Source organism: Paenibacillus sp. FSL H7-0442, from assembly GCF_038593105.1.
Classification (GTDB): domain Bacteria; phylum Bacillota; class Bacilli; order Paenibacillales; family Paenibacillaceae; genus Paenibacillus; species Paenibacillus polymyxa_D.
Genome location: NZ_CP151963.1, coordinates 87,931 through 112,500, shown reverse-complemented (window position 1 = coordinate 112,500; position 24,570 = coordinate 87,931). Strand labels below are relative to the sequence as shown.

The window sequence follows — 24,570 nt, the reverse complement described above, 5'->3', positions numbered from 1 at the left end:
GGAGCTTCATCTCGCCTTAAAAAACGCAGACATCCAAGCTCCTTATATCCTGGTAGGCCATTCTCTCGGAGGGATGTACTCAAGACTGTACGCGCAGACCTACAAAGACGAAGTGGCAGGATTGGTTCTGGTGGATGCCAGGCCTGAGAATGACGCTCGCCGGACAAATGAGATCTATGCCAAAGAACGACCTAAGGTCAATCCCTCCCCGTTAATATCCATTCTCCTAGAAAAGTCAGGAGCATTTCGCCTGTTTCCCAATTTTATGCTAACGGGTCGAGTCGAATATCAAGATAGAAACTCTTTTGTGAATATTGTCGCTTCTTCTAAGTACTTTCGATCTGTTGCGGAGGAAGGTGATCTAGCAAGCACTACCGAAGATGCCATACGGGGACAGCATCTGGGCAACCTCCCTGTACGTGTAATTGCCCGGGGCGTTCAACAAGATTTGACTCAGTTCGGTATTAGTAAGCGCGGAAATGATCAGATCGAACAAAGCTGGCAAATGGGACAGCGCGAGATGCTTAACATCTCTACAAACAGCAAATTTATTGTTGCCAAGAAGAGCGAGCATATGATCATCCATGATCAACCGGAGCTTGTCATCCAGGTCATCCGTGAACTCATCACCGACACCAGTCATTTTCAGTCAACCATGTCTAAAGCATACACAGATGATTAGGGACTTTATATGTTAAGGACAGCATAAAAAAACAAAAGACGCCCGAGTTCCTTCTATATAAAGGAATCCGGGCGTCTTTGCTACCCTACACTATTCTCGTTGATTGATCTTAGGACAGAATAGGCTTGTTTTTAGATGAAGCTTCTGCAATTTTACCAAGTATTTGTTTCAGTACTTTAGCATTTTCCCCGACAAAACCGGAATCAAGCAGCACATCATGCGTTCCGATGACTTCGTATTCTTTGTATTGACCATGCGTCGCCTTTTGCCATAACAATTTATCTAATGATGTATCCGGACCAATACTATCATCCTCTGCAATCAGAGCATGGATATTCGCATGAACTTCACCTGCGTTAATAAGCTCATCGCGGTAGGTGGAGTAAACCAACATTTTGTCCATGACTCGCTCCCTGTCGGCTGGATCGGCGAGGAATACTTTGTACTGCTCCCTAATGCTATCCAGCACCGTCTCGACAATCTCTTCAAGCTCCTCAGGTGTCGATTCATCCTTGGACATCTTTCTCATAGCATCTACCATAATAATGTCACCAACATGGTAGCCTCGGCTTTCCATAGCTTTAGCTACCTCGAAGGCGAGATTTCCTCCAAGTGAGTATCCAAGGAATACATATGGGCCCTCGGCTTGAATGTTCACGATGGCATCGATGTATCGATCCAGCATATCTTGGCCCTGGAAACGATCGCCGATAAATTCCATCCCGTACACCTCGCAAAGCCCATCCAGCTCCTTGGCCATCTCATAGTACCCCAGAGAGTGACCTACCCGAGGAGGGAAGCAAAATACTTTAAGCGTTCCTTTCCCTGGGAAGTGGATAATTTCCATTTCTTGTTCGTCGGCAGTAGTTGTTGCCTGCAGCTTGAAAATTTCATGCGCCATTTCTTCCACAGTTGGCAGATTAAACACGGCCTGGAGTGGGAGATGGACGCCCATATTAGACGAGATCCTTTGGATCAAGCCCAATACTTTCAGGGAATGGCCCCCAAGGTCAAAGAAATGATCTCTGATCCCGATTTCCTGTACGCCGAGCACCTCGGACCAAATCTGAGCGAGCTCTACTTCTGTCTGCGTACGTGGCGCGATATACTCCGCTGTGCTCCGCAGAAGGATTTCTGGTGCCGGTAGCGCTTTGCGATCCAATTTGCCATTCGGATTCAGCGGCATTTGTGCGAGCTGTACGAAAGCAGACGGAATCATATAGCTTGGCAGCTCGCTGCCCAGTGCTTCGCGTAATACGCCCGCTGCGAGCCCTTCCTCGGCCACAAAGTATGCGCACAGCTGAGTACTTCCGCTGGAGTCAGCCAGTGCTAGAACAACCGCTTCCTGCACCGATGGCACCCTCAGAATTTGTGCCTCCACTTCTCCCAGCTCAATGCGGTAACCCCGGATTTTTACCTGGTGATCGATCCGTCCCAAATACTCAATATTCCCGTCTGGCAGCCATCGGGCCAAATCGCCCGTTCGGTAAATCCGTGCTCCCGGTTTGTACGGGTGAGGAATGAACTTCTCTGCGGTCAGGTCCGGCTGGTTGAAATACCCCCGCGCTACCCCTTCGCCTGCAATGCAGAGTTCTCCCGGTACCCCCACAGGTGATACCTGAGAAGCGCTGTCCATCATCCATACTTGGACGTTAGCGTACGGTTTGCCGATCGGCACATGCGTTAGAGCCGCAGTCTCAGGGCTAGTTGTATATCGGGTCGCATATACGGCCGCTTCGGTAGGACCATAGATATTCTCCAGTACTGCGTGTGGAGATACTTTATAGTACTCTTCTACAAGTTTGGCAGGCAGCGTCTCGCCGCAGGCAAACAGGTATTTCAGAGTAAGGAATCCTTGGGTGCCGCTTTCTTTCAAGTATTGAACGAGCACACTGAGCATCGATGGCACCAAATTAAGATGCGTGATTCGGTTCGTATCCACAGCCTCCAGCAGTGCCATCGGGTCTTTGTCCACGCCTTGTGGCAGGATCACGAGAGTCCCCTGTCCAAAGAACCAGCAGAACAGCTCTGGCACAGAGAAGTCAAAGGTGAATGTCGTTTTGAGCAGGAAACGGTCGCCTGCCAACATCGGATATTCAGCTTCCAGCTGACTCAGCGTATGGACGGCAGAGCGGTGTTCAATCATTACACCTTTCGGCTTGCCGGTTGAACCTGACGTGTAAATGATATACGCCAGATGCTCCGGCCCCGCAATTGGCTCCAGATTCGAGCTATCCCCATGGTACGCCTGCGGATCATCAAGTGCCAGGATCGTGCCAGTGAACGGGAACCGATCTTTAAGATGGTTCTTCGTCAGCAGAAGCTTCGCCCCCGAATCCTCCAGCATGTGGCGAATACGGTCTTCTGGGAACTCCGGATCAATCGGTACATAGGCCCCACCAGCTTTTAGAATGGCATGAATACCAATGATCATCTCAAGCGAGCGCTCGACCATGATGCCAACTGGTTGGTCCGGTCTGACCCCTTGGGCACGCAGTGTACGCGCAAGACGGTTCGCCTGCTGATGAAGTTCTCCATAGGTAAGCTTCGTTTCTCCGTAAACAAGTGCTGTACGATCCGGTGTGAGCGCAGCTTTTTCCTCAAATATGCCGTGGAGGGTTTGCTCACGCGGATAAGGAGCTACTGTATCTCCCCACACCTCTATTATTTGTGATTTCTCTTCTGGCGTGATCAGTTCCAGCTCATCAATACGGATAGCAGGTTGTACAGATACGCTTGTCAGAATTCTCGTCAAGTGTCCTTGAATCCGTTCCACACTCTCCCGGTCATAGACGCGAGCATTATATCGATACAAGAACTCCAGACTACGTCCCGGCAGCACAATAAGGTTAAAATCATAATTCGTCTGTTCAAACATCTGAACATCTGTAATTTTGTATTCAGCCTCTTCACTGGCAATTTTCTCTTCTAGATGCTCTTCTACCGGGTAATTTTCGAACACCATAATATGAGAAATCAAATCTTGCTTTTGTTCGCTCTGTGCTTGAATCTCATAGAGCGGATAGGAATCATAAGCATGTCCTGCCAAATATAATTCCTGCTGTCTTTTCATCACATGGGAGAACGTATCGCTTCCCTCGGCCTGAACCCGAACTGGAACTGTATTAATGAAGAGACCGATCATGCTTTCGATACCCGGAATCTCGGCAGGTCTTCCCGATACCACACTTCCGAAGACGATATCCTGGCTTCTATTGTAGCGCTGCAGCACGATTCCCCAGGCTGCTTGCATCAGCGTATTCATCGTCACCTGATGTTGTTTGGCCACCTGTTCCAGGCGATCGGTCAGTTCCGCATCCAACGTGAATACCAGCTTCTCCGACACATAGGCCTCTGCTTTTGCCGATGGCTGTGTGATGGCTTGTGGCAGCTTCGTCTGCTGCTCGTAGCCTTTCAGGTACCCTCTCCAGTAAGAGGATGCCTCTTCCTCGCCTTGTTTCTCCAACCATTGAATGTACTGGCTGTACGATGCTGCTACAGGAAGCTCAGGTTCCCTTTGCTCACGTAGAGCTCCGTATGTTTCAAACACTTCCTGGAGCACAAGTGGCATACACCAGCCATCCAAAATGATGTGATGAGAGCTCCACAAGAGATGGTAATGCTCTTTTGCAGTACGTAGAATAGCAACACGCAGCAAGGCTTCATTCGCAAGATCAAAGCCTCTTGCTTTGTCTTGGGCAACATAAGCTGCAAGACGCGCTTCTATTTCAGCGGAATCCAGCTCATGCAAATCCTCGTATACGAAATCGCATGCTCTTTCTTTGAACACAATCTGTATAGGGAAATCGCCCCATCCAGCATGGAAATTCGTTCTCAATATGGCATGCCGTTTCATCAGTTGCTGTAAGCTGCGTTTGAAAACCTCAGGATAGAACACTCCCTGAATTTCAAATGTGGCCTGCTCAAAGTAGACCTCTGAATGAGCCTCCAGCAAGCTGTGGAACAACATCCCCTTTTGCATCGGCGTCAGTTTATACATATTTTCAATACTACCGATATGCCGTGTCTGCTCTTCTAACTCCTCAATCTTTTCCAAGCTGATATCTTTGAGGAGTACATCGCTTGGTGTTAGTTCTGTTCTTTCCTTACTTACGCAATGTCCAATGACTTCACTAAGACAGTTCTTCAGAATGCCAACAAACTTAGCCACGGACTCCCCGTAGAACTGATGATGGTTATAGCTGACCGAGAGTTGAAGCTGCCCTTCGGCAATCAGTCCATTAATGTTCAATGCCTGATGCTGCACCATCTGCTCACTGACCTCAGGTCCTACGGAGTAAGGCGATACTTCCATCGTCCCTCCTGCAAGATCCTGATCGAACTGACCCAAGTAGTTGAACGTAATCTCCGGTTCAGCCGAGAAGGAGGAGGCATCGGGACTGTCGCTTAAATATTTCAAAATCCCATATCCGACACCTTTGTTCGGGATACGACGCAAGCCTTCCTTTACATGCTTGATTCTGGCCCCGATCTCCAATTCCCCGTCCATCTCAAGGGCGACAGGGTATTGACTTGTAAACCAGCCTATTGTGCGAGTAATATCCAGTTCCGGTACAACAGGCTCCCGCCCATGTCCCTCCAGAAGGATGCCTACACGTTCGATTCCCGTCCACTCGTGAACAGCCATACCAAGGGCCGTCAGGAGCAGATCGTTGACCTCCGTATTGTAAGTACGGTTCGCTTCTTTCAGGAACTGCTCTGTCTCTTCTGGTGACCATCTGACCGTGATAGCCTCGCTATCTTTGATGAGAAGAGCGCCATCTACCTTGTCTTTGGGAAGAGGGACAAAGCCACCTCCTTCTACCTCTGCCCAATAGCTGAGTTCTTGTTCAGCCGCCGGGCTGTTAGCAAATTGTGTGATTCCCTCAACCCATGCACGGTACGAATCCGTCTTCTGCGGAAGCTTGACTGCTTCTCCACGTGCTGCCTGCTCGTAGCCTTCCTGCAGGTCCTCAAAGAGGATACGCCAGGATACGCCATCCACAGCCAGATGATGAATAACGATCAACAGATGTTCGCCTTCTGCACAGCGGAACAGACCCAGTCTAAAGAGAGGTCCATCCTCCAGAGAGATGCTGCGCTGAATGGCTTCCGCACCCGCTTCTATTGCTGAAGCCGGGTCTGTCTCATCCCGCAGGTCGTGGATTTGGAGGCTATAGAGTTCACCCTCACCTACGCTCCGGTTCCAGGCCTCCAATCCCTGCTCTCCTTGGCGGAACACCAGTCGTAAAGCATCATGATGCTCTGCAATTGTCCGAACAACCTCGGCGAGCGCATCGGTATTGAAGCCATCCCGTCGGTACAACATGACCGACTGATTAAAGTGATGCAGATCCATTGACTGTTCATCGAAGAATCTGTGCTGAGCAGGTCCCAGTCTTACCGATCCGTGTACCTCGCTTTGGTCCGCAATTCGGCTGACCACACTAACGCGCTGCGCCAACTCTGCAATTGTCGGATAACCGAACAAATCCTTCATTTCAAGCTTGTAGCCTGCTTGAAGAAGCCTTGAGGATACTTGAATGGATTTGATCGAGTCACCTCCAAGCTCAAAGAAATTATCATGAATGCCGACAAGCGGCACGCCAAGTACACCTTGCCAGATTGAAGCCAAAATGTTCTCCACATCCGTCCGCGGAGCGGTAAAGTCTGCTCCCGCCTTTATACCCGAGTTCGGTTCAGGCAGTGCCTTGCGATCCAGCTTGCCATTCGGTGTCAGAGGCATCACGTCCAGTTGTACGAAGTAAGACGGAATCATATATGCAGGCAGTCCGGCAGACAGTTCGTTTCTCAGCTCGCTGACAGACATTTCGCGATCCGCTACAAAGTAAGCACACAGAGACTTCTGTCCATTGGCGTCTGCCCACGCAACAACGAGAGCTTCCTCGACAAGGGGCATATCCAGCAACTTGGCCTCAATCTCACCAAGCTCAATACGATAGCCCCGTATTTTGACTTGATGGTCAATACGCCCAATGTACTCAATGTCTCCATTAGGAAGGCGACGAGCCAAATCTCCGGTGCGATACATATTTCCTTCCGCAGCGAACGGATTCCTAATGAATTTTTCTGCGGTAAGATCCGGACGGTTCAGGTATCCACGGGCTACCCCGTCCCCGGCGATGTACATTTCGCCCTCCACACCTAACGGTACGAGACGAAGCTGTTCATCCAGGATATGAATGTATATATTGTCTGACGGCAAACCAATCGGTACGGATTCCCGTGTATCCTTCGCAGGATCGTACAGGTGAATCATGCAGCCGACGACCGTTTCGGTTGGTCCATATTCATTGTAGATTTTGATATTGCCACCAAAGAGGTCGGTAATCGTTTTTGACAAATGTGTGGTCAGATTCTCTCCACCCACAATAAGCTGCTGAATGCGACTCTCTACCGGGATGGTCATATCTTTAATCAGACTGAGATGCGTCGGCGTCAGCTTGAGAATATCCACCGCATTTTCGCGCAAAATATGCTGAACAACCTCCGCTTTATCTATACCATCATAAATCCGTACTATTCCTCCATTTATTAACGGAGTAAACATTGATGTCATCGTCAAGTCAAACGAAATGGACGAATACAGCGGGAAGTCCGTTGGTTGCCCTGCACAATAGACTTTATTGGCCCACCAGATGTAGTTCACGATTCCTTTATGGTTAATCATGGTTCCCTTCGGATTTCCTGTTGTACCCGAAGTATAGATTAGATACACCAAATCGTTTCCTCTCACAGGAATATTAGGATTATTCACTCCAGCTCCGTAGATGTGCGGGGCATCCAATTCCATAACCATTCCCTCAAAGGCCGCTAGTTTCGTCAGGTGGCTCTGTGTGAGCAGAATCTCAGCGCCAGAGTCCTTCAGAATATACTGAATCCGCTCCTGCGGATATTCAGGATCAATCGGTACATAGGCTCCGCCCGCTTTGAGTACCCCCATGATGGCAACCAGCAGTTCCACTGACCGATCCGCCAACAGCCCCACTACTTGTTCACTCCGTAGTCCTTGGGCTATCAAGGTGGAAGCTAGTCTGTTCGCCTGCTCGTTCAGCTCCCGATATGTGATCTGGATGTCGCCGCTTATTGCCGCGATCTTATCCGGCGTACGGGCCACCTGTTCCTCAAACAAGGTATGCAGGCCCTGATCACTTGGGTAGACATGAGCCTTGCCACCCCAGTCAAGCAGGTTTGTCCGTTCCTCAGATGTTACAATCTCCAGTTCCTGTATCGTCGCTTGCGGATGAGTAGCTACCTGATCGAGCATTTGCAATAAATGTCCTCCGATTCGCACAATGCTTTCTTGCTCGTAGACCGAAGCATTGTAGCGAATGCAGACCTTAATGTCTTCGCCTGGAATCACAACCAGGTTAAAGTCATAGTTGGTTTGTTCAAACATGGTGAAGTTGGCAACTTCGAGATTGTCCTCCGTTTGATTACCCGATTGCTCCACCTGTTCGTCGAGCGGGTAATTTTCAAAGATCATAATATGAGAAATCAGGTCCTGCTTTTGGGTTGTTTTCCCCTGAATCTCATACAGTGGATAGGTATCGTAGACACGACCAGCCAATGATTGTGCCTGTGTACGTTTCATTACCTCGACGAAAGCCTCGTCTTTGGATGACTGTACACGGATAGGTACTGTATTAATAAACAGACCCACCATATTCTCGATCCCTGCAATCTCAGCCGGTCTACCCGACACAACGCCGCCGAAAACGACATCCGAGCTGGCATTATAACGTTGAAGAATCAGTCCCCAAGCTGTCTGCATGAGTGTGTTGACGGTCACGTGATTGCGCTTCGCGACAACATCCATTTTACCGGTCAAAGATGCACCCAGATGGAGAACATGCTCTTTTAGGACATAGCCCGCTTCTTTGGCTTGAGATTTCGTTTTACCTTCCGGCAATACGGTATTCCCGTCATAATCTTCGAGATATTGGCTCCAATATGTTGAAGCTTCTTGATCATCCTGTGCATCAAGCCACTCGATATAACGGCTATAGGGCTGAGCTGGCGGCAGGACAGGCTGTAATTGCTGTTTCTTGGCAGAATAATAATCGAACAGCTCCTGTGTAATGATCGGGATACACCAGCCATCCATAACAATATGGTGGAAGCTCCACAATACAAGACAGCTTTGATCCTTCTGCAAGACGGTCACTCGCATCAGCGGATCATCTGACAAGCTGAACCCCTTAACCATATCTTCAGCAATATAAGCCTTGATCCGGGCTTCTTGTTCCTGCATAGATGCGTCGCGCAAATCTACGTAGTGCAGAGGGATTAACCGTTGCTTAAAGACAACTTGCAGCGGTACATCAGCAATGTTGTTGTAAAATCCGGTACGTAGTATGGCATGTCGTTGCACCAAAGCCTGGAAGCTCTCGAAGAAGATATCTACATCGAAGCTACCACGCAGCTCAAACGTTGCCTGTTCGAAGTATGAAGAGGAGTCCGGCTCCAGCAGGCTGTGAAACAGCATTCCCTTCTGCATTGGCGTCAGCTTGTACACATCCTCAATCTCTCCGATGTGAGCCGTCTGCGCCGTGAGTCGATCAAGCTGCTCCAATGTTAATCCTTGGAACAGAACATCACTTGGTGTAAGCTGTGAACGCTCCTGAGCCACACAATGACGGATGACCTCACTAAGGCTTGACTGTAATAATTCAGCAAAATGACTCACCGTCTCGTTACGATACTGCCTGCTGCTGTACGTAATCGTCAGTGATAGCCGGCCTTCAGCAATCATGCCATTCACATCCAGAGCATATTGCTGTGGTGTGAGGTCGCTGAGCGCCTTACCGACTGAATGTGTAGACAAGCTAAGAGCATTCCCCTCCAAATCCTGGTCAAACTGTCCAAGGTAGTTGAAGGAAACTTCTGGTTCTACGCTGAATCGAGTGTCTTTTTCCGGTGCCATATATTTCAGCAGACCGTAGCCGATACCTTTGTGCGGAACCTCTCGCAAATTCTCCTTGATGCGCTTGATCCGGGTAGATACTTCCTGCCCATCTTGCAGGTTCAGCAGAACAGGGTACTGAGTTGTGAACCAGCCCACGGTACGGGTAATATCCAGATCTGGTATGATCATTTCCCGTCCATGTCCTTCAAGGTTAACCAGAACCTGCTCCATGCCTGTCCAGCGCTGAATAGCTGCTCCCAGAGCAGTCAAGAGTAAATCATTCGTCTCCGTATGATAAGCCCGGTTTGCTTGTCGCAACAGCAGCTCTGTTTCTTCAGCAGACCACGTTACCGTAACCGACTCGGTATCCCGAACGGTGCCTGGCTCCTGATCCTTATCCTTGGGCAGTGGAGCCAGAAGCGTCTCCTCAATCTGCTGCCAGTATGAACGCTCCTCGTCCAGGGCAGGACCTGCTGCATACTTCGCCGCTTGCTCGGACCATACAAGATACGAATCGGTCTTTTGCGGAAGAACAATCGTTTGTCCATTCAACGCCTGCTCGTATCCTGTTGCAATGTCTTCAAACAGGATGCGCCAGGACACACCGTCAACCAAGAGGTGATGAATGACAATCAACAAATGATCGCCATCTTCACAATGGAACAGGCCTAGCTTGAACAGTGGGCCACCTTCCAAGTCAAAGCTTGCCTGAATGGCATTGGCTTGGGCCTGAACCGCAGCTGTCTGGTCTTCCGCCTGCCGCATATCAGCAATGTCCAATGTGTAGAGCTCGCCTTCATCCGTTCCCCGATTCCAAGCTGCGTATCCAGCTTCTGTAGGCCGGAAAACCATGCGCAGCGCGTCATGATGGATCGCAATTTGGTCCATTGTCAATCGGAGTGCAGCCTCATCAAAGCCGTCTTTCCGATAGAGCATGACGGCATGATTATAATGGTGCGGCTCCGCTGTATGGCGTTCAAAGAACCAGCGCTGAATTGGCATTAACTCTGCTGCACCTTTAATTTCGCCCTGTTCCGCTGTACGTCCGGCTGCCTGAAGATACGGGCTGAGCTCGGCAATTGTCGGATATTTGAAGAGATCCTTCATCTCTAATTTATATCCAGCTTGGAACAATCTCGAGGACACTTGAATCGCCTTGATGGAGTCACCACCCAGGTCGAAGAAATGATCGTGGATGCCGACCTGCTGTGCTCCCAGCACACCTTGCCATACGGAAGCCAAAGCTTCCTCAGCCTTCGTCCTTGGCGGTTCATAAACCGCTCCAGTCTGCACATTGGCCTCCGGAGCCGGAAGCGCTTTGCGATCCAGTTTGCCATTTGGTGTCAAAGGCAGCTGTTCCAATTGCATAAAGTAAGATGGAATCATATAAGCCGGCAGTTCGGCAGCCAAGGCTTTTCTCAACTCTCCTACCGTCAGCATCTGATCGGCTGTGAAATAGCCGACAAGCACTTTTTGTCCACTTCCATCCTCTTGGGCGAGCACAACGGCCTCTCTTACAGACGGAGCATGGAGCAGCTTCGCTTCCACTTCGCCTAGCTCAATACGGTAACCACGGATTTTTACCTGATGGTCAATCCGTCCCAAATACTCCATGCTGCCATCCGGCAACCAGCGTGCCAAGTCACCCGAGCGGTACATACGCTCGCCTGCTTCGAACGGATGAGCGACAAACTTCTCTTCCGTCAATTCCGGTCGGTTCAGATAACCTCGCGCCAGACCTACGCCCGCCACATAGAGTTCACCTGGAATGCCAATCGGCTGTGGACGGCGTTGTTCATCCAAAATGTACGCTCGCAGCGTCGGAATCGTGGTGCCGATATTGCTGCGGCCCTGTTCAATTTCCAACTCTGTAATTTCCTTGTAGGTTACATGCACGGTCGTTTCGGTAATGCCGTACATGTTAATGAGCTGCACTTGCGGATACTTCGTTCTCCAGTCCTTGAGCAGGGCCGGAGCTAATGCCTCTCCACCGAAGATAATCATACGGAGGCTCAGTTCTGCCGCCTGATGACCGAGCTCTTCCTGTAGCAACTGGTAGAAGTAAGTCGGTGTCTGGTTCAAAACGGTGACCTTCTGATCCTTAAGCAATTGTAAGAAACGATCTGGACTCTTCGCGGTAAGCGATGGAACGATGACCAACCGTCCTCCGTTCAGCAATGCTCCGTACATTTCCCATACAGAGAAGTCAAAACAGAATGAATGGAACAGTGTCCACGTATCCTGAGGACCAAAGTCAAACATATTTTTATCATTAAAGAGCAAGCGAACTACATTTTTATGCTCAATCAGTGTTCCCTTTGGCTTGCCTGTCGTACCCGATGTGTAGATGACGTAGGCAAGATTCCCCGGTCCGGCTGCAGACTCCAGGTTTGAGACATCCTCCTTGTAGGAAGCCGTTTTGTCCAGACTTACGATATCCCCGGCGAAGGAGACCCGTTGCTCCAGATGCGCTTGTGTCAGCAGTAGCTTGGCTCCTGAATCCTCAAGCATAAAGCGAATGCGGTCTTCTGGATATTCAGGATCTACAGGGACATAGGCCCCGCCTGCTTTCAAGATGGCTAAAATTCCGACCACCATTTCAAGGGAACGATCCGCCATGATTCCAGCCAAACCGTCTGGTTGCAAACCACGTTCCCTCAGCGTTCGGGCAAGTCCATTGGCCCGCTCGTTCAGCTCGATGTAGGACAGGGTTGCATCTTCACATACGACTGCCACTGCATTCGGAGTACGTGCGGCCTGCTCCTCGAACAGCGCATGGATCGTCTTGTCACGAGGATAATCTGCCTTGGCTTCGTCCGGCGCTTTCATCAGCCTTGATTTTTCCTGAGGTGTCACGATATCAAGGGATGACAACGGCAGTGCCGGATTGGCGATGGCTTCCCGAATAAGCTGTACAAAGTGGCCTGCCATCCGATCAGCAGTCTCTTGCTTGTAGATCGCAGTCGCATACTCAAGCGTGCAGTTCAATGCCCCGTCTGCTTCTTCACTCACGGTCAACGTAAGATCGAACTTGGCAGCCGGATGTACATTATCGTAAGGAGTGAAGCGCAATCCTTCTATTTCTTGTTCTCCCTGATCGATATTTTGCAGGACAAACATGGTATCAAATAGTGGGTTACGGCTCAAATCACGCTGAAGCTCCAGCTTTTCTACCAGCTCCTCGAACGGGTAATCCTGGTTTTCATAGGCCCGCAGCGCTGTTTCCCTCACTTCCTGCAGATAAGCCTCGAAAGGCTTCTCTCCTTCTGGATAAGTACGAAGTGCCACTGTGCCGACGAACATACCGATGAGGCCTTCGAGTGTCGCATGGGATCTTCCTGCCACAGGTGAACCGACGATGACATCTTCCTGACCTGTGTACTTGTGCAAGAGCGCTGTATAGGCTGCCAGCAGTACCATGAACAGAGTGGAACCCGTTCGGGTAGCCAGCTCCTGAAGTGAAGCACTCAGAGAAGAATCAATTTGGAAGTCGATTCGATCGCCCGCAAAGCTTCGCACCGCAGGACGAACTTCATCTCCTGGCAAATCCAGCACTGGCAAGCTTCCGCGGAAAGCATCCAGCCAGTAAGCCTCCTGGGCCTTAAGACGCTCGCTTCCGAGCTGCTCTTGCTGCCATACCGCATAGTCTGTGTACTGGATCTGTAGCTCAGGAAGTACGTCCTCCTCTTGGTAGAAGCGGAGAAACTCTTCTATGAGAATATTCATAGAAACCCCATCTGAGACAATATGGTGCATGTCAAACAATAGTAAATGGCGCTCATGTGCAATTCGAATAAGGCCGACCCGCAGCAATGGAGCTACACCCAGATCAAAAGGACGGACGAACTGCTGAAGGGTAGCTCCTGCCTCTTCCTCGCTCAACTCCGCATATTCCACAGCAAACGGAACATCCGTCAGGAGCTGCTGTACAGGTTCACCGTTCACGGTCACAAAACGAGTACGCAGCGAACCATGACGATGAATCAGACGACGGAATGCCTGCTCTAGTCGTTCCCGATCCAAAGCTCCCTCAACGGTAAGAATACCTGGCATATTGTAGCTCAGCTCTCCACCTTCCAGCTGACTTAGAATAAACAGTCGTTTTTGGGCAGAGGACAATGGATAATGCTCTCTCGCTCCCGCTGTAGGAATTTCTTCGAAATTCAGCGGTGTATAGCCCTCAATAGCACGGGCCAATCCTTCAATAGTAGGAGACTCGAACACTGCTCTCAGACTAATCTCTCGATTCATTTCCTTGCGAATTCGTGAGACTAGCAGGGCTGCACGCAGTGAATGACCTCCAAAATGGAAGAAATTATCCTTCACTCCCGCATTCTCTACACCTAGCACCTCTTGCCAGATTTGGGCTAATTGCATTTCTACAGGTGTCTTTGGAGCCTCAGATGAAGCAACTGCCCATCCACGCTCGCCCTGCAGCGCTTTTCGATCGATTTTTCCGTTCGACGTCAGAGGCATATCGTCCATTTGTATGAAGCGGGAAGGGATCATATATCCAGGTAACATCTCCGACAGGACGGCCCGAAGTTCGGATACCTCAAGTTTCTGAGCGGCTACGAAGTAAGCGACTAGATCTTTGTAGCCATCATTGCCCTCTACAGCCATGGCCACGACTTCCTGAACGGACGGCACTCTGAGCATTTGTGCTTCTACCTCGCCTAGCTCGATACGGTAGCCGCGGATTTTGACTTGGTGATCTATTCGACCTAAGTACTCGATGGTTCCATTCGGTAACCAGCGAACCAAGTCACCCGTCCGATACATACGCTCTCCTGGAGCAAATGGATTGTCCACAAACTTCTCGTCCATTAACTCAGGCTGGTTATGATACCCCCGCGCTAACCCGATACCCGAAATGCATAGCTCTCCAGCTACACCGACAGGTTGCAATCTAAAATGGTCATCCAAGATGTACACACTATGGTTAGCAATAGGTCGTCCAATAGATACAATATCCGTTGCTCCCTCACTGTCCGGGACAGACCAGATTGTGGTGCATACGGAGTCCTCTGTTGGGCCATAGCCATTAGAGTAACGTACATGCTTCCTCCACTCTTCGATCAACTCGATCGATGCGGCCGATCCAGCGGTTAGCAAGCACCGCAGTGTTGGCAAACGCTCTGGATCAAGGTGGATAGCGTAAGCGGGTGGCAAAGTCGCTACCGTAATCCCCTTATCGTTCATGAACTGCTCGAACAGGGCATGATCTAAAATATCTTGTGGAGAAGGGATGCACAGAACAGCCCCGTGGCTCAGCGCCGTTAAAATTTCCGAAACCGATGCATCAAACGACAGGCTTGCAAACTGAATGATCCGATCCTGCGGTGTAACTTCGAAGTGTGTCCCGTATACGTCCGAAAGATTGGGTAGTCCCCGATGCTCGACTAATACGCCCTTAGGCTGACCCGTCGTACCTGAAGTGTAGATCACGTAAGCCAGATCATCCGGGCCGGCAGTAGCCTCCAAATTCGAGGTGTCGGCATCATAGGTCGATGATTCATCCAGCAGCAAAACATTTTCCGTCCATCCGAGATGCTCCAAGAGATGGGCCTGTGTAAGGATCAGCTTCGCCCCGGAATCTTCAAGCATGTAACTGATTCGTTCTTTCGGATACTCTGGATCGATTGGAACATAGGCACCCCCGGCTTTCATAATGCCGTAGATCGCAACGATCATTTCGAGCGACCGTGCAGCAATCAGTCCCACCAGATCTCCCGTCTTGATTCCCTGAGTACGGAGCCTTCTCGCCAGTCCATTGGCTTTTGCATTGAGCTCGGCGTAGGTCAGCATCTCGTCCCCAAACAAAAGGGCAGTCGCGTCTGGCGTTCGTCCCGCCTGTTCCTCCAACAGCCCGTGGAACGTGTTACATTGCTCGTAAATGCCTGGTGTATTTCCCCATACGTTCAGAATCTGTTCTTTCTCCTGCGGCGTGACTAATTCTAGAGCATCCACGGAAATTGCAGGATTCTCCACAATTTGTTCCATCAGGTGGAACAAGTGGCCCTTGATTTGCTCGATCGTGGCTGGATCATAGACGAGCGCATTGTATTGGAACAACAATCTCATCTCTTTGCCCGGTAGAACAATTAAGTTAAAATCGTAATTCGTTTGTTCAAGAAGCTCCGCTTCCTCAATCTCAAAGGCAGCCTCGCCACCACCCAGACGCTCTACTTCCTCTTCCACAGGATAATTCTCAAACACCATAATATGAGAGATGAGATCCTGCTTCTGATCCGTCTGAGCCTGAATTTCAAACAACGGGTAGGTATCATACATATGAGAAGCCATATATTGTTCCTGCTGCTGCTTCATCAGAACCGTGAAGGGGAGATTCTCCTCTGTCTTCACACGAACAGGAATCGTATTGATGAACAAACCAATCATCCGATCAATGCCCGGAATTTCTGCTGGTCTGCCTGATACTACACTTCCGTACACGACATCCCGGCTACCGTTATAGCGTTGAAGTGCAATGCCCCAGAGGGACTGCAGCAATATGTTCATCGTGACATGAGCATCCCTGGCCACCTTTTCAAGGCGCTCAGTTAATTCCTTGCTGAGAGGATAATTCAGCTTTTCTGCTACATAGCCTTCTCCCTTACTTGCTCCACCGACTTGAGGTAAAAGCGTCTGCTGCTCGTAACCGGCCAGATATCGGCTCCAATAGTTGGACGCAGCTGCTTCATCCTGCTGTTCCAGCCATTCGATATATCGACTGTACGGATGAACCTCTGCCAGCTGCGGCTCTCTTCCTTCCAGAAGGGCAAAATAGTGTTCAAATACCTCCTGCGTAATTAACGGAACACACCACCCATCCATGACGATGTGGTGAAAGCTCCATAAGAGACGGAAGCTCTCTTCATCTGTTTGTAAAATCGATACACGAAGAAGCTCGTCTTCAGCCAGGTTAAAGCCCCGTGCTTTGTCCTTAGCACCAAATGTCTTCAGGTAAGCCTCACGCTGCGATGCATTCATCTCCCGCAGGTCTTCGTACACCAATTTAGCGCCTCTGTGCCGAAATACAACCTGCAAAGGCTCGCTGCCCCATCCGCTGTAAAAGTTCGTGCGCAGGATGGCATGACGCTCCACCACTGCATCCAGACTGTGTCCGAAGGCGTTCGGATCAAAGCTACCTTTAAAGTCAAAAGCAGCCTGCTCAAAATAAGCGCCTGTACGCGGCTCAAACATATCATGGAACAGCATGCCCTTCTGCATCGGCGTCAGACTATATACATTCTCAATATCGCCAATGTGGCTCGTTTGCTTAGAAAGCTCCTCCAGGTCGGCAATGCTTAGACCTTTCGCAAGCACGTCGCTTGGTGTCAATACGGTTTTTTCTTGGGTTACGCAATGCTGAAGAAGCTCCCGCAGGCTTTCTTCAATATATCCAGCGAGCTGTTCCATCGTAGATGACTTATACTGTTTTCCGTTATAAGTAATCGTCAGAGTCAGGGCTCCGTCCGTCACCATGCCATTGATATCTAGCGTATAGGCCGGTTCCTCCAACAAGCTTTGCGCGCTTCCGGTCGGATAAGGAGAGATCTGCAATGAGCTTCCTTGCAAATCCTGATCAAATTGCCCCAGATAGTTAAAAGAAATCTCAGGTTGCAAGCTGAAGCTATCTTCATCCAACTGACTTGCCACCGTTTTGAGCAACCCGTAGCCAATACCTTTGTTCGGAATTCGGCGCAACCCTTCTTTCACAGACTTGATCAAGGAGGCCACTTCCGAGTTATCCCCCAAGTCTAAAATCACCGGATATTGACTTGTAAACCAGCCGACGGTACGGGTGATGTCGATATTCGGTATAATCGGCTCACGACCGTGCCCTTCCAGATTCACAGCAACCTTTTCGATCCCAGACCACTTGGATATCGCCATGCCTAGAGCAGTCAATAGCAGATCATTCGTCTCTGTTTGATAAGCACGGTGGGCCTTTCTCAACAATTGGTCGGTTTCTTCTATAGTCCATTGTGCTGTTACTACTTTGCTATCCTGTAAAAGAAGGCTTTCCACAGCCTCATCCTTCGGCAACTGTTCGAGTGGCTGATCCTCCAGCTCTCTCCAATACGCCCGATGAGTCTCCATTTCAGGGCCTTCCGAATAACGAGCAAGGGCGTCACCCCAGTCACGGAAGGAATCCGTCTTCTGCGGGAGTGTCAGTGCTTGGCCTTGAATCACCTGCTCATAGCCTGCTGCGATGTCCTCGAACAAAATCCGCCAGGATACTCCGTCCACCACCAAATGGTGGATCACGATCAGAAGGTGGTCTCCATCCTGACAATGGAAAAGTCCTAACTTCAGCAGCGGGCCTTCTGCCAGATGGATACTGCGCTGAATGTCATCCGACAGCGATGCAATGGCTGCAGTCGGATCGGATTCACTCCGTAAATCAACGGTGAACAGGCTATAAAGCTCTCCTTCTTCAAGATCACGATTCCAAGCTTCGTAGCCATGCTCTGTCTGACGGAAAACCATACGAAGGGCGTCATGATGCTCAGCAAGTTTTCTCAGCACCTGATGCAAGGCCTTTTCCTCAAATCCCTGTTCACGATACAGCATAACCGCTTGATTGAAGTGATGAGGCTCTGCCTGCTTCCGGCCAAAGAACCACTGTTGGACTGGAGTCAAGCGAGTCGCTCCACGCACAACTCCCTGTTCAGCCATGTGCACAGCCGTCTGTATTTCCGCGCCTAGCTCGGCAATGGTTGGCGATTTGAACAACTGCTTCATCTCTAACCGATAGCCGGCCTGCAATAACCGTGACGACACCTGAATGGCCTTGATGGAGTCTCCGCCCAATTCAAAGAAATTGTCATGGATACCCACTTGTTCGGCACCCAGCACCCCTTGCCAGACAGATGCCAAAGCTTCTTCAGCCGGTGTACGAGGAGCTGCATACTTCCGTCCTGTATGCGCGCCTACTTGAGGAGCCGGCAGAGACCTGCGGTCCACTTTTCCGTTTGACGTTAATGGCATACGATCCATCTGAATAAAATAGGATGGCATCATATAGCCCGGAAGTACCTGCGATAGGGCAAGGCGTACTTCGCCTGCCGTGAGCGCACGATCCGCCACATAATAAGCACAAAGCTGCTTCTCTCCAAGCTCATCCGCGCGAACGACCACTACGGCGTCGATTACTGACTCCACCTTGGCCAGTTGGGCCTCGATTTCAGGGAGTTCGATGCGGTAACCACGTATTTTGACCTGCTCATCAATTCTTCCTTTAAACTCCAAATTCCCATCTGGAAGCCAGCGTACCAAATCCCCAGTTCTGTAGCAGGGTTCTCCGTCCTTCACAGGACTAGGGACAAATTTCTCTGCTGTGAGATCAGGACGATTGAGATATCCGCGCGCTACACCTTCACCGCCGACAATGAGTTCACCCCAAGCACCAATGGGTTGTAATTGAAGCGACCCATTGACCACATAAGCGGTCGAATTGCTAATTGGGCGACCAATCGGCACGCCCCCTTCGGCACGACCCGGAATCTTGTAGGTGGTGGAGAAGGTCGTATTCTCTGTCGGACCATAGCCATTGATAGGGACAAGATCAGGATTAGCCTCGATTACACGATTCATATGAGATATGGACAGTACGTCACCGCCGACTAGTAATGCTTTGAGCCCTCTGAACAGGTACTCATCCTGCAGGGAAAGCTGATTGAAAAGCGGTGAAGTAAGCCACAATGTCGTAATCCCGTACTTGGCAATAGCTGCTTTGAGCCTATCGGCAATCAGAATGTCGTCATTCTCTACGAAATAGAGCTGTCCACCGTTAAGCAAAGCTCCCCATATCTCGAATGTAGAAGCATCAAAGGCCACTGCTCCCGTTTGCAAAATCCGCGTAGATTCATTCAGCTCCACATAGTTGGTCTCTTTGACCAGACGAACCACGTTCCGGTGTTCCACCATAACGCCCTTCGGTCTACCCGTCGTACCCGATGTATAGATGACATAAGCAAGCCCCTGCGATCCCTGAGCAGTCTCCGGCTGGGCAGGTTCAGCTGCATAGGCCTCTTCACTGCTAAGATCGACAATCGGTATACCGTAGTCTACACTTATAAGCTCGCCCTTTTGCACCAATAATAGCTTGGCGTCGGAATCATTAAGCATATAACGAACCCGATCTTCCGGGTAATCAGGATCAATCGGCACATAGGCTCCACCCGCTTGAAGCACCGCGAGCATACCAATGACCATCTCAATGCTTCGTCCGCCCATCACGGCCACAGGCTGCTCCCTCAACGTTCCCAAACGGCGCAGTGTTTGGGCCAGTCGGCTCGCCTTGTCTTGCAATTCAAGGTACGTTAGCTGGACATCGCCGAATACAAGCGCCGTCTGCTCTGGTGTACGATTGACTTGTTCTACGAACAGCTCATGAATGGTCTTGTCCCTTGGATAAGGAGCCGATGTCGCGTTAAATACTTCAACGATCTGTACTTTCTCCTCCGGTGTGATCATTTCTATCTCGGCCAGTTGCAACTGAGGATTGGCCGCGACTGCATGCAGAACCCGGAGCAAGTGCGTTGCAAGTCGCTCTACGGTTTCACGCCGATATAAAGCCGTACTATACTCGAGGCCAAAGGCTAATTTTGACCCCTTCTCCTCTACATTGAGGGACATGTCAAATTTGGCTGTGACGGTGTCCATCAAGTAAGGAGTAAAGTGCACTCCGTCCATTTCCTGCTCTTCCTGCTCGGTATTTTGTAATACCAATAAGGTGTCAAAGAGCGGATTGCGGCTGACATCACGTCCTACGCCCAGCTTTTCGACCAATTTTTCAAAAGGGTAATCCTGATGCTCAAACGCCTTGAGCGCCGTTTCCTTGATTTCCAGAAGATAATCCTGAAAGGTTTTATCTCCTGCCGGGTAGCTGCGCAAGGCCAGTGTGTTGACAAACATCCCGATGATGCCCTCAAGCTCAGCCTGCGGTCTTCCGGCTACTGGAGAACCTACGACGATGTCCTCCTGTCCTGTATATTTGTGCAGTAGTACCGAATAGGCGGCCAGCAATACCATATACAGTGTAGTACCTGTACGGGATGCAAGCTCTTGTATCGCCTTATTGCCAGACTCATCCAATGTAAAATCAATTCGGCTACCCTCGAAGCTCCGAACTGAAGGTCGTTGGAAGTCTGTAGGCAAATCCAATACCGGCAACTCTCCTTCAAAGGATTGCAACCAATATTCCTCAAGATCTTGCCATTGGTTCTCTGACTGTTCCCGTTGCCATACGGCATAATCCTTGTACTGGATGTGCAGCTCTGGGAGCTGTTCTCCTTGATACAAATGAGTAAGTTCCTCTATCAATATTTGAATAGAAACCCCATCTGAAATGATGTGATGCATATCAAACAGCAACAGATGACGCTCCTCCTGGAGCTTCACCAAGCTAACACGCAGTAATGGAGCCTGGCTCAGATCAAAGGCACGAATAAAGTTGTGAATGAGCGTATCCGTCTCCTCCACCAAAGCCTCTGTGTAGTTCAACGCAAACGGCACATTCCTATGCACACGCTGAACAAGCTCTCCATCCTGCATATAAAAGCCGGTTCTCAGGGATTCATGACGCTGGATCAGTGCCTGGAACGCAGACTCCAGCCGCGTGCGATCCAACGGTCCATCCACTGTGAAGACCCCTGGCATATTGTAGCTGAGCTCTCCCCCGTCCATCTGTCTCAGCACGTATAACCGCTTTTGCGCTGAGGACACTGGGTAAGCCTCGCTTTCCGTTGCCTGTGGGATGGATTCGTACATGGTCGGAATGTGTTTTTTCACAAGTTGCGCCAAGGATTCGACCGTAGGTGACTGAAACACCTCACGCAGCGAAATGCTACATCCCAATTCTTTGTGAATCCGTGAAACGAGCACTGTTGCCCGCAAAGAGTGACCACCAATTTCAAAGAAATTATCTCTGACACCGACACGAGCAACGCCCAAGATATCTTGCCAGATGAGTACCATCTGAGCTTCCACAGCAGTTCTCGGAGCCAAATAAGCCTCACCGGATTGTACGCTGCTTTCAGGAGCCGGCAACGCACGGCGATCCAGTTTGCCATTTGGTGTAAGCGGCATTTGCTCCAGCCGGACAAAATAAGAAGGAATCATGTAAGCGGGGAGTTCCGCCGCCAGCTGAGACCGCAATTCCCCCGGCGAAAGGTCACTGGAGGCTACATAGTAGGCGCACAGCAATTTTTGGCCCTGTTCGTCTTCCCGTGCGAGGACAATCGTTTCTCGTACGCTTGGAGCCTTGAGAATTTGGGCTTCTACCTCGCCAAGCTCAATTCGGTAGCCGCGAATTTTGACCTGATGGTCGATCCGCCCCAAATATTCAATATTGCCATCAGGCAACCAACGAGCAAGATCCCCAGTTCGGTACAGCCGCTCTCCCACCCGATACGGATGCTCAACGAATTTCTCAGACGTCAAATCCGGCCGATTCAAATACCCACGGGCAAGACCGTCTCCCGCAATGTATAGCTCTCCTGGAACCCCAACAGGCTGCAGGCGTCTTTGCTCATCGAGAATGTAAGCGCTAAGTGTGGGGATCGTTCTGCCAATATTGCTTTTCCCCGCTTCAATCTCATGTTCCGTGATTTCCTTATAGGTGACATGAACCGTTGTTTCCGTAATTCCGTACATATTAATCAGCTGCACATCAGGATACTTGACCCGCCAGTTTCTCAGAAGAGATGGACTTAAAGCCTCTCCACCAAAAATGATTTTTCTAAGGCCAAGCTCTGTCGAAGAGTGCATTAACTCTTCCTGTAGCACCTGATAAAAATACGTCGGCGTCTGATTTAAGATGGTGACTTGGTTGTCTTTCAACAACTCCAGGAAAGCTGCTGGGCTCTTGGCTGTGAGAGATGGAACAATCACCAATTTCCCTCCGTAAAGAAGCGCTCCGTACATCTCCCAAACGGAGAAATCGAAGCAGAACGAATGGAACAGCGTCCACGTATCCTGAGAGTTGAAGTCAAATAAATTTTTATCGTTAAAGAGCAGTCGAACTACATTTTTGTGTTCAATCAGCGTGCCCTTCGGCTTGCCAGTCGTACCCGACGTGTAGATAACATAGGCCAGATGGCTTGGTCCCGAAATACTCTCCAGATTGGAAGCATCTCCTGTATACGTTGCAGCTTCGTCCAGACTCACAAGCTTTCCGTCAAAAGTGGTGCTCTCCCATAGATGACTTTGGGTGAGCAACAGACTTACACCTGAATCCTCCAGCATATAGTGGATACGCTCTTCGGGATAATCGGGGTCAATTGGTACATAGGCACCACCTGCTTTCAAAATGGCCAACATCCCGATGACCATCTCCAAGGAACGGTCAGTCATAATCCCTACGAGCGTATCTGCCCCTACTCCCTCGGAGCGCAAATATCTCGCAAGCTGGTTAGCCTGCTCGTTTAGAGCTTGGTATGTAATGCTCTGCTCGTCCATCTGAACGGCTACGTGATCTGGCGTGCGCTCGGCTTGTTCCTCGAATAAGCCATGAATGGTCTTCTCTCGTGGATAATCGACTGCGGCGCCTTCCGAAAGAGCCAAAATGGATTGCTCTTCTGGTTCACCTAATAAGCTTACCTCTGCGATAGAAAGCTGAGGTGAATGAATGATCTGCTCGGCGATCGTAAGCAACTGGGAAACCATGTCCTTAACTTCACTGCGTTCAAACAGCTCTGTCCGATAATCGACATCCAGTACCAGTTCGCCTTCATCCAGGATCTCCACGATATGAAGCACGAAATCGTTCACTTCGTCCCCGCAGAAATCATAATCTGTCAAAATACGCACATCATCCAAATCAACCCAATTGATAAGACGATATTCCATTGAAACGCCAAAAAGCCGCTGAATATCCTTGTTCCCATGCATTTCTCTAAGATCCTGAATTAACTGATTGTATGGATATTTCTGATGCCGCAGGACTGACATCTGATCTCTGGCTACATCCTGCAGGAAGCTCAACACATCTATATCCTTTTTGACGTATGTTCTGGCAGCAGCGGTGCTGACGAACATACCTATCTTTTGCTTCTCTTTTTTGTTCCCCCGGTTAGCGAACGAAGTGCCAATCACCACATCCGGCTGATTCGTCATTTTGTGTATGTAGATATACATCGCACCCATGAAGAACTGGAACAAAGAAATCCTATTCTGTTGGCAAAATGCTTGCAGCTCGTGATATAGCACTTCTGGTACGGTAAAATGCTCCCGAACGGCGTGGGTGCTTAAAGATAACGGATTATATGACTTCCAACCCGTAAGCTCAGGCAAATCGGAAAATTTATCTAGCCAGTAAGCCTTATCCTTTTGGTATCTGTCAGAAAGTTCGTATGCATTCTCATCTGCAATATATTGAATATACGAGCAATCGTCGCCCAGCTCCGGTTCATTTCCTTGAATTAACTCCATGTAAAATGCTGTCAGCTGATTGCCATAGACCACCATTGAGATCCCGTCAGAAATAATATGGTGCATCTTGATATTAATCCAATACTCTTCCTCGCTAATCTTCACAATTAAAAACTGGAAGAGCTCAGAATCCAGCAGGGGCAAGGGTTTTCTTTTGTGTTGCTCAAGTAAGGCTTCCACCTCAGATACACTTTCATAGTGACTAAGATCCAGGCACTCCAACTGTCTCTCTTCATAAGGAACGACGTACTGCTGAGGCACTCCATCCACTGAGGTAATACGGATGCGGAACGCATCATACTGTTTGATAATCAAATTAATGGACTGCATAAAGGCAGCAATATTGATATGCCCCTTCATCTTAGCTGTACCGGAAAGCTGTGACACTGACGTATCTGGGTAGAGTAATTCGGTATACCATATACGCTTCTGCGCATTTGTTAAATCATATAACTGCATGTCATTCATCTCATTCACTCCTATTCCATGATGTGAATATCCTCCCGCTGCACCTGGC

At 49.7% G+C, this 24,570-nt stretch carries 2 protein-coding genes (1 of these 2 only partly in view); one reads left to right on the top strand and one right to left on the bottom strand.

Annotated elements, in window-relative coordinates:
• Positions 1-682 carry the 3' portion of an alpha/beta hydrolase gene (locus tag MHH57_RS00425; RefSeq protein WP_209950326.1) on the top strand. It extends 353 nt beyond the left edge of the window, so the window shows 682 of its 1,035 coding nt (coding positions 354-1,035); the start codon falls outside the window, past its left edge; it ends in the stop codon at positions 680-682.
• 109 nt (positions 683-791) lie between these two features.
• Here MHH57_RS00425 and MHH57_RS00420 read toward each other — a convergent pair whose 3' ends face one another.
• Positions 792-24,521, bottom strand: a complete 23,730-nt coding sequence (locus MHH57_RS00420; protein WP_342434700.1) for a non-ribosomal peptide synthase/polyketide synthase — start codon at positions 24,519-24,521, stop codon at positions 792-794.
• Positions 24,522-24,570 lie beyond the last annotated feature (49 nt).

Excerpts from the sequence above, each read along its gene's own strand:
- MHH57_RS00420 (WP_342434700.1), bottom strand. The coding sequence starts at position 24,521 with ATGAATGACATGCAGTTATATGATTTAACAAATGCGCAGAAGCGTATA.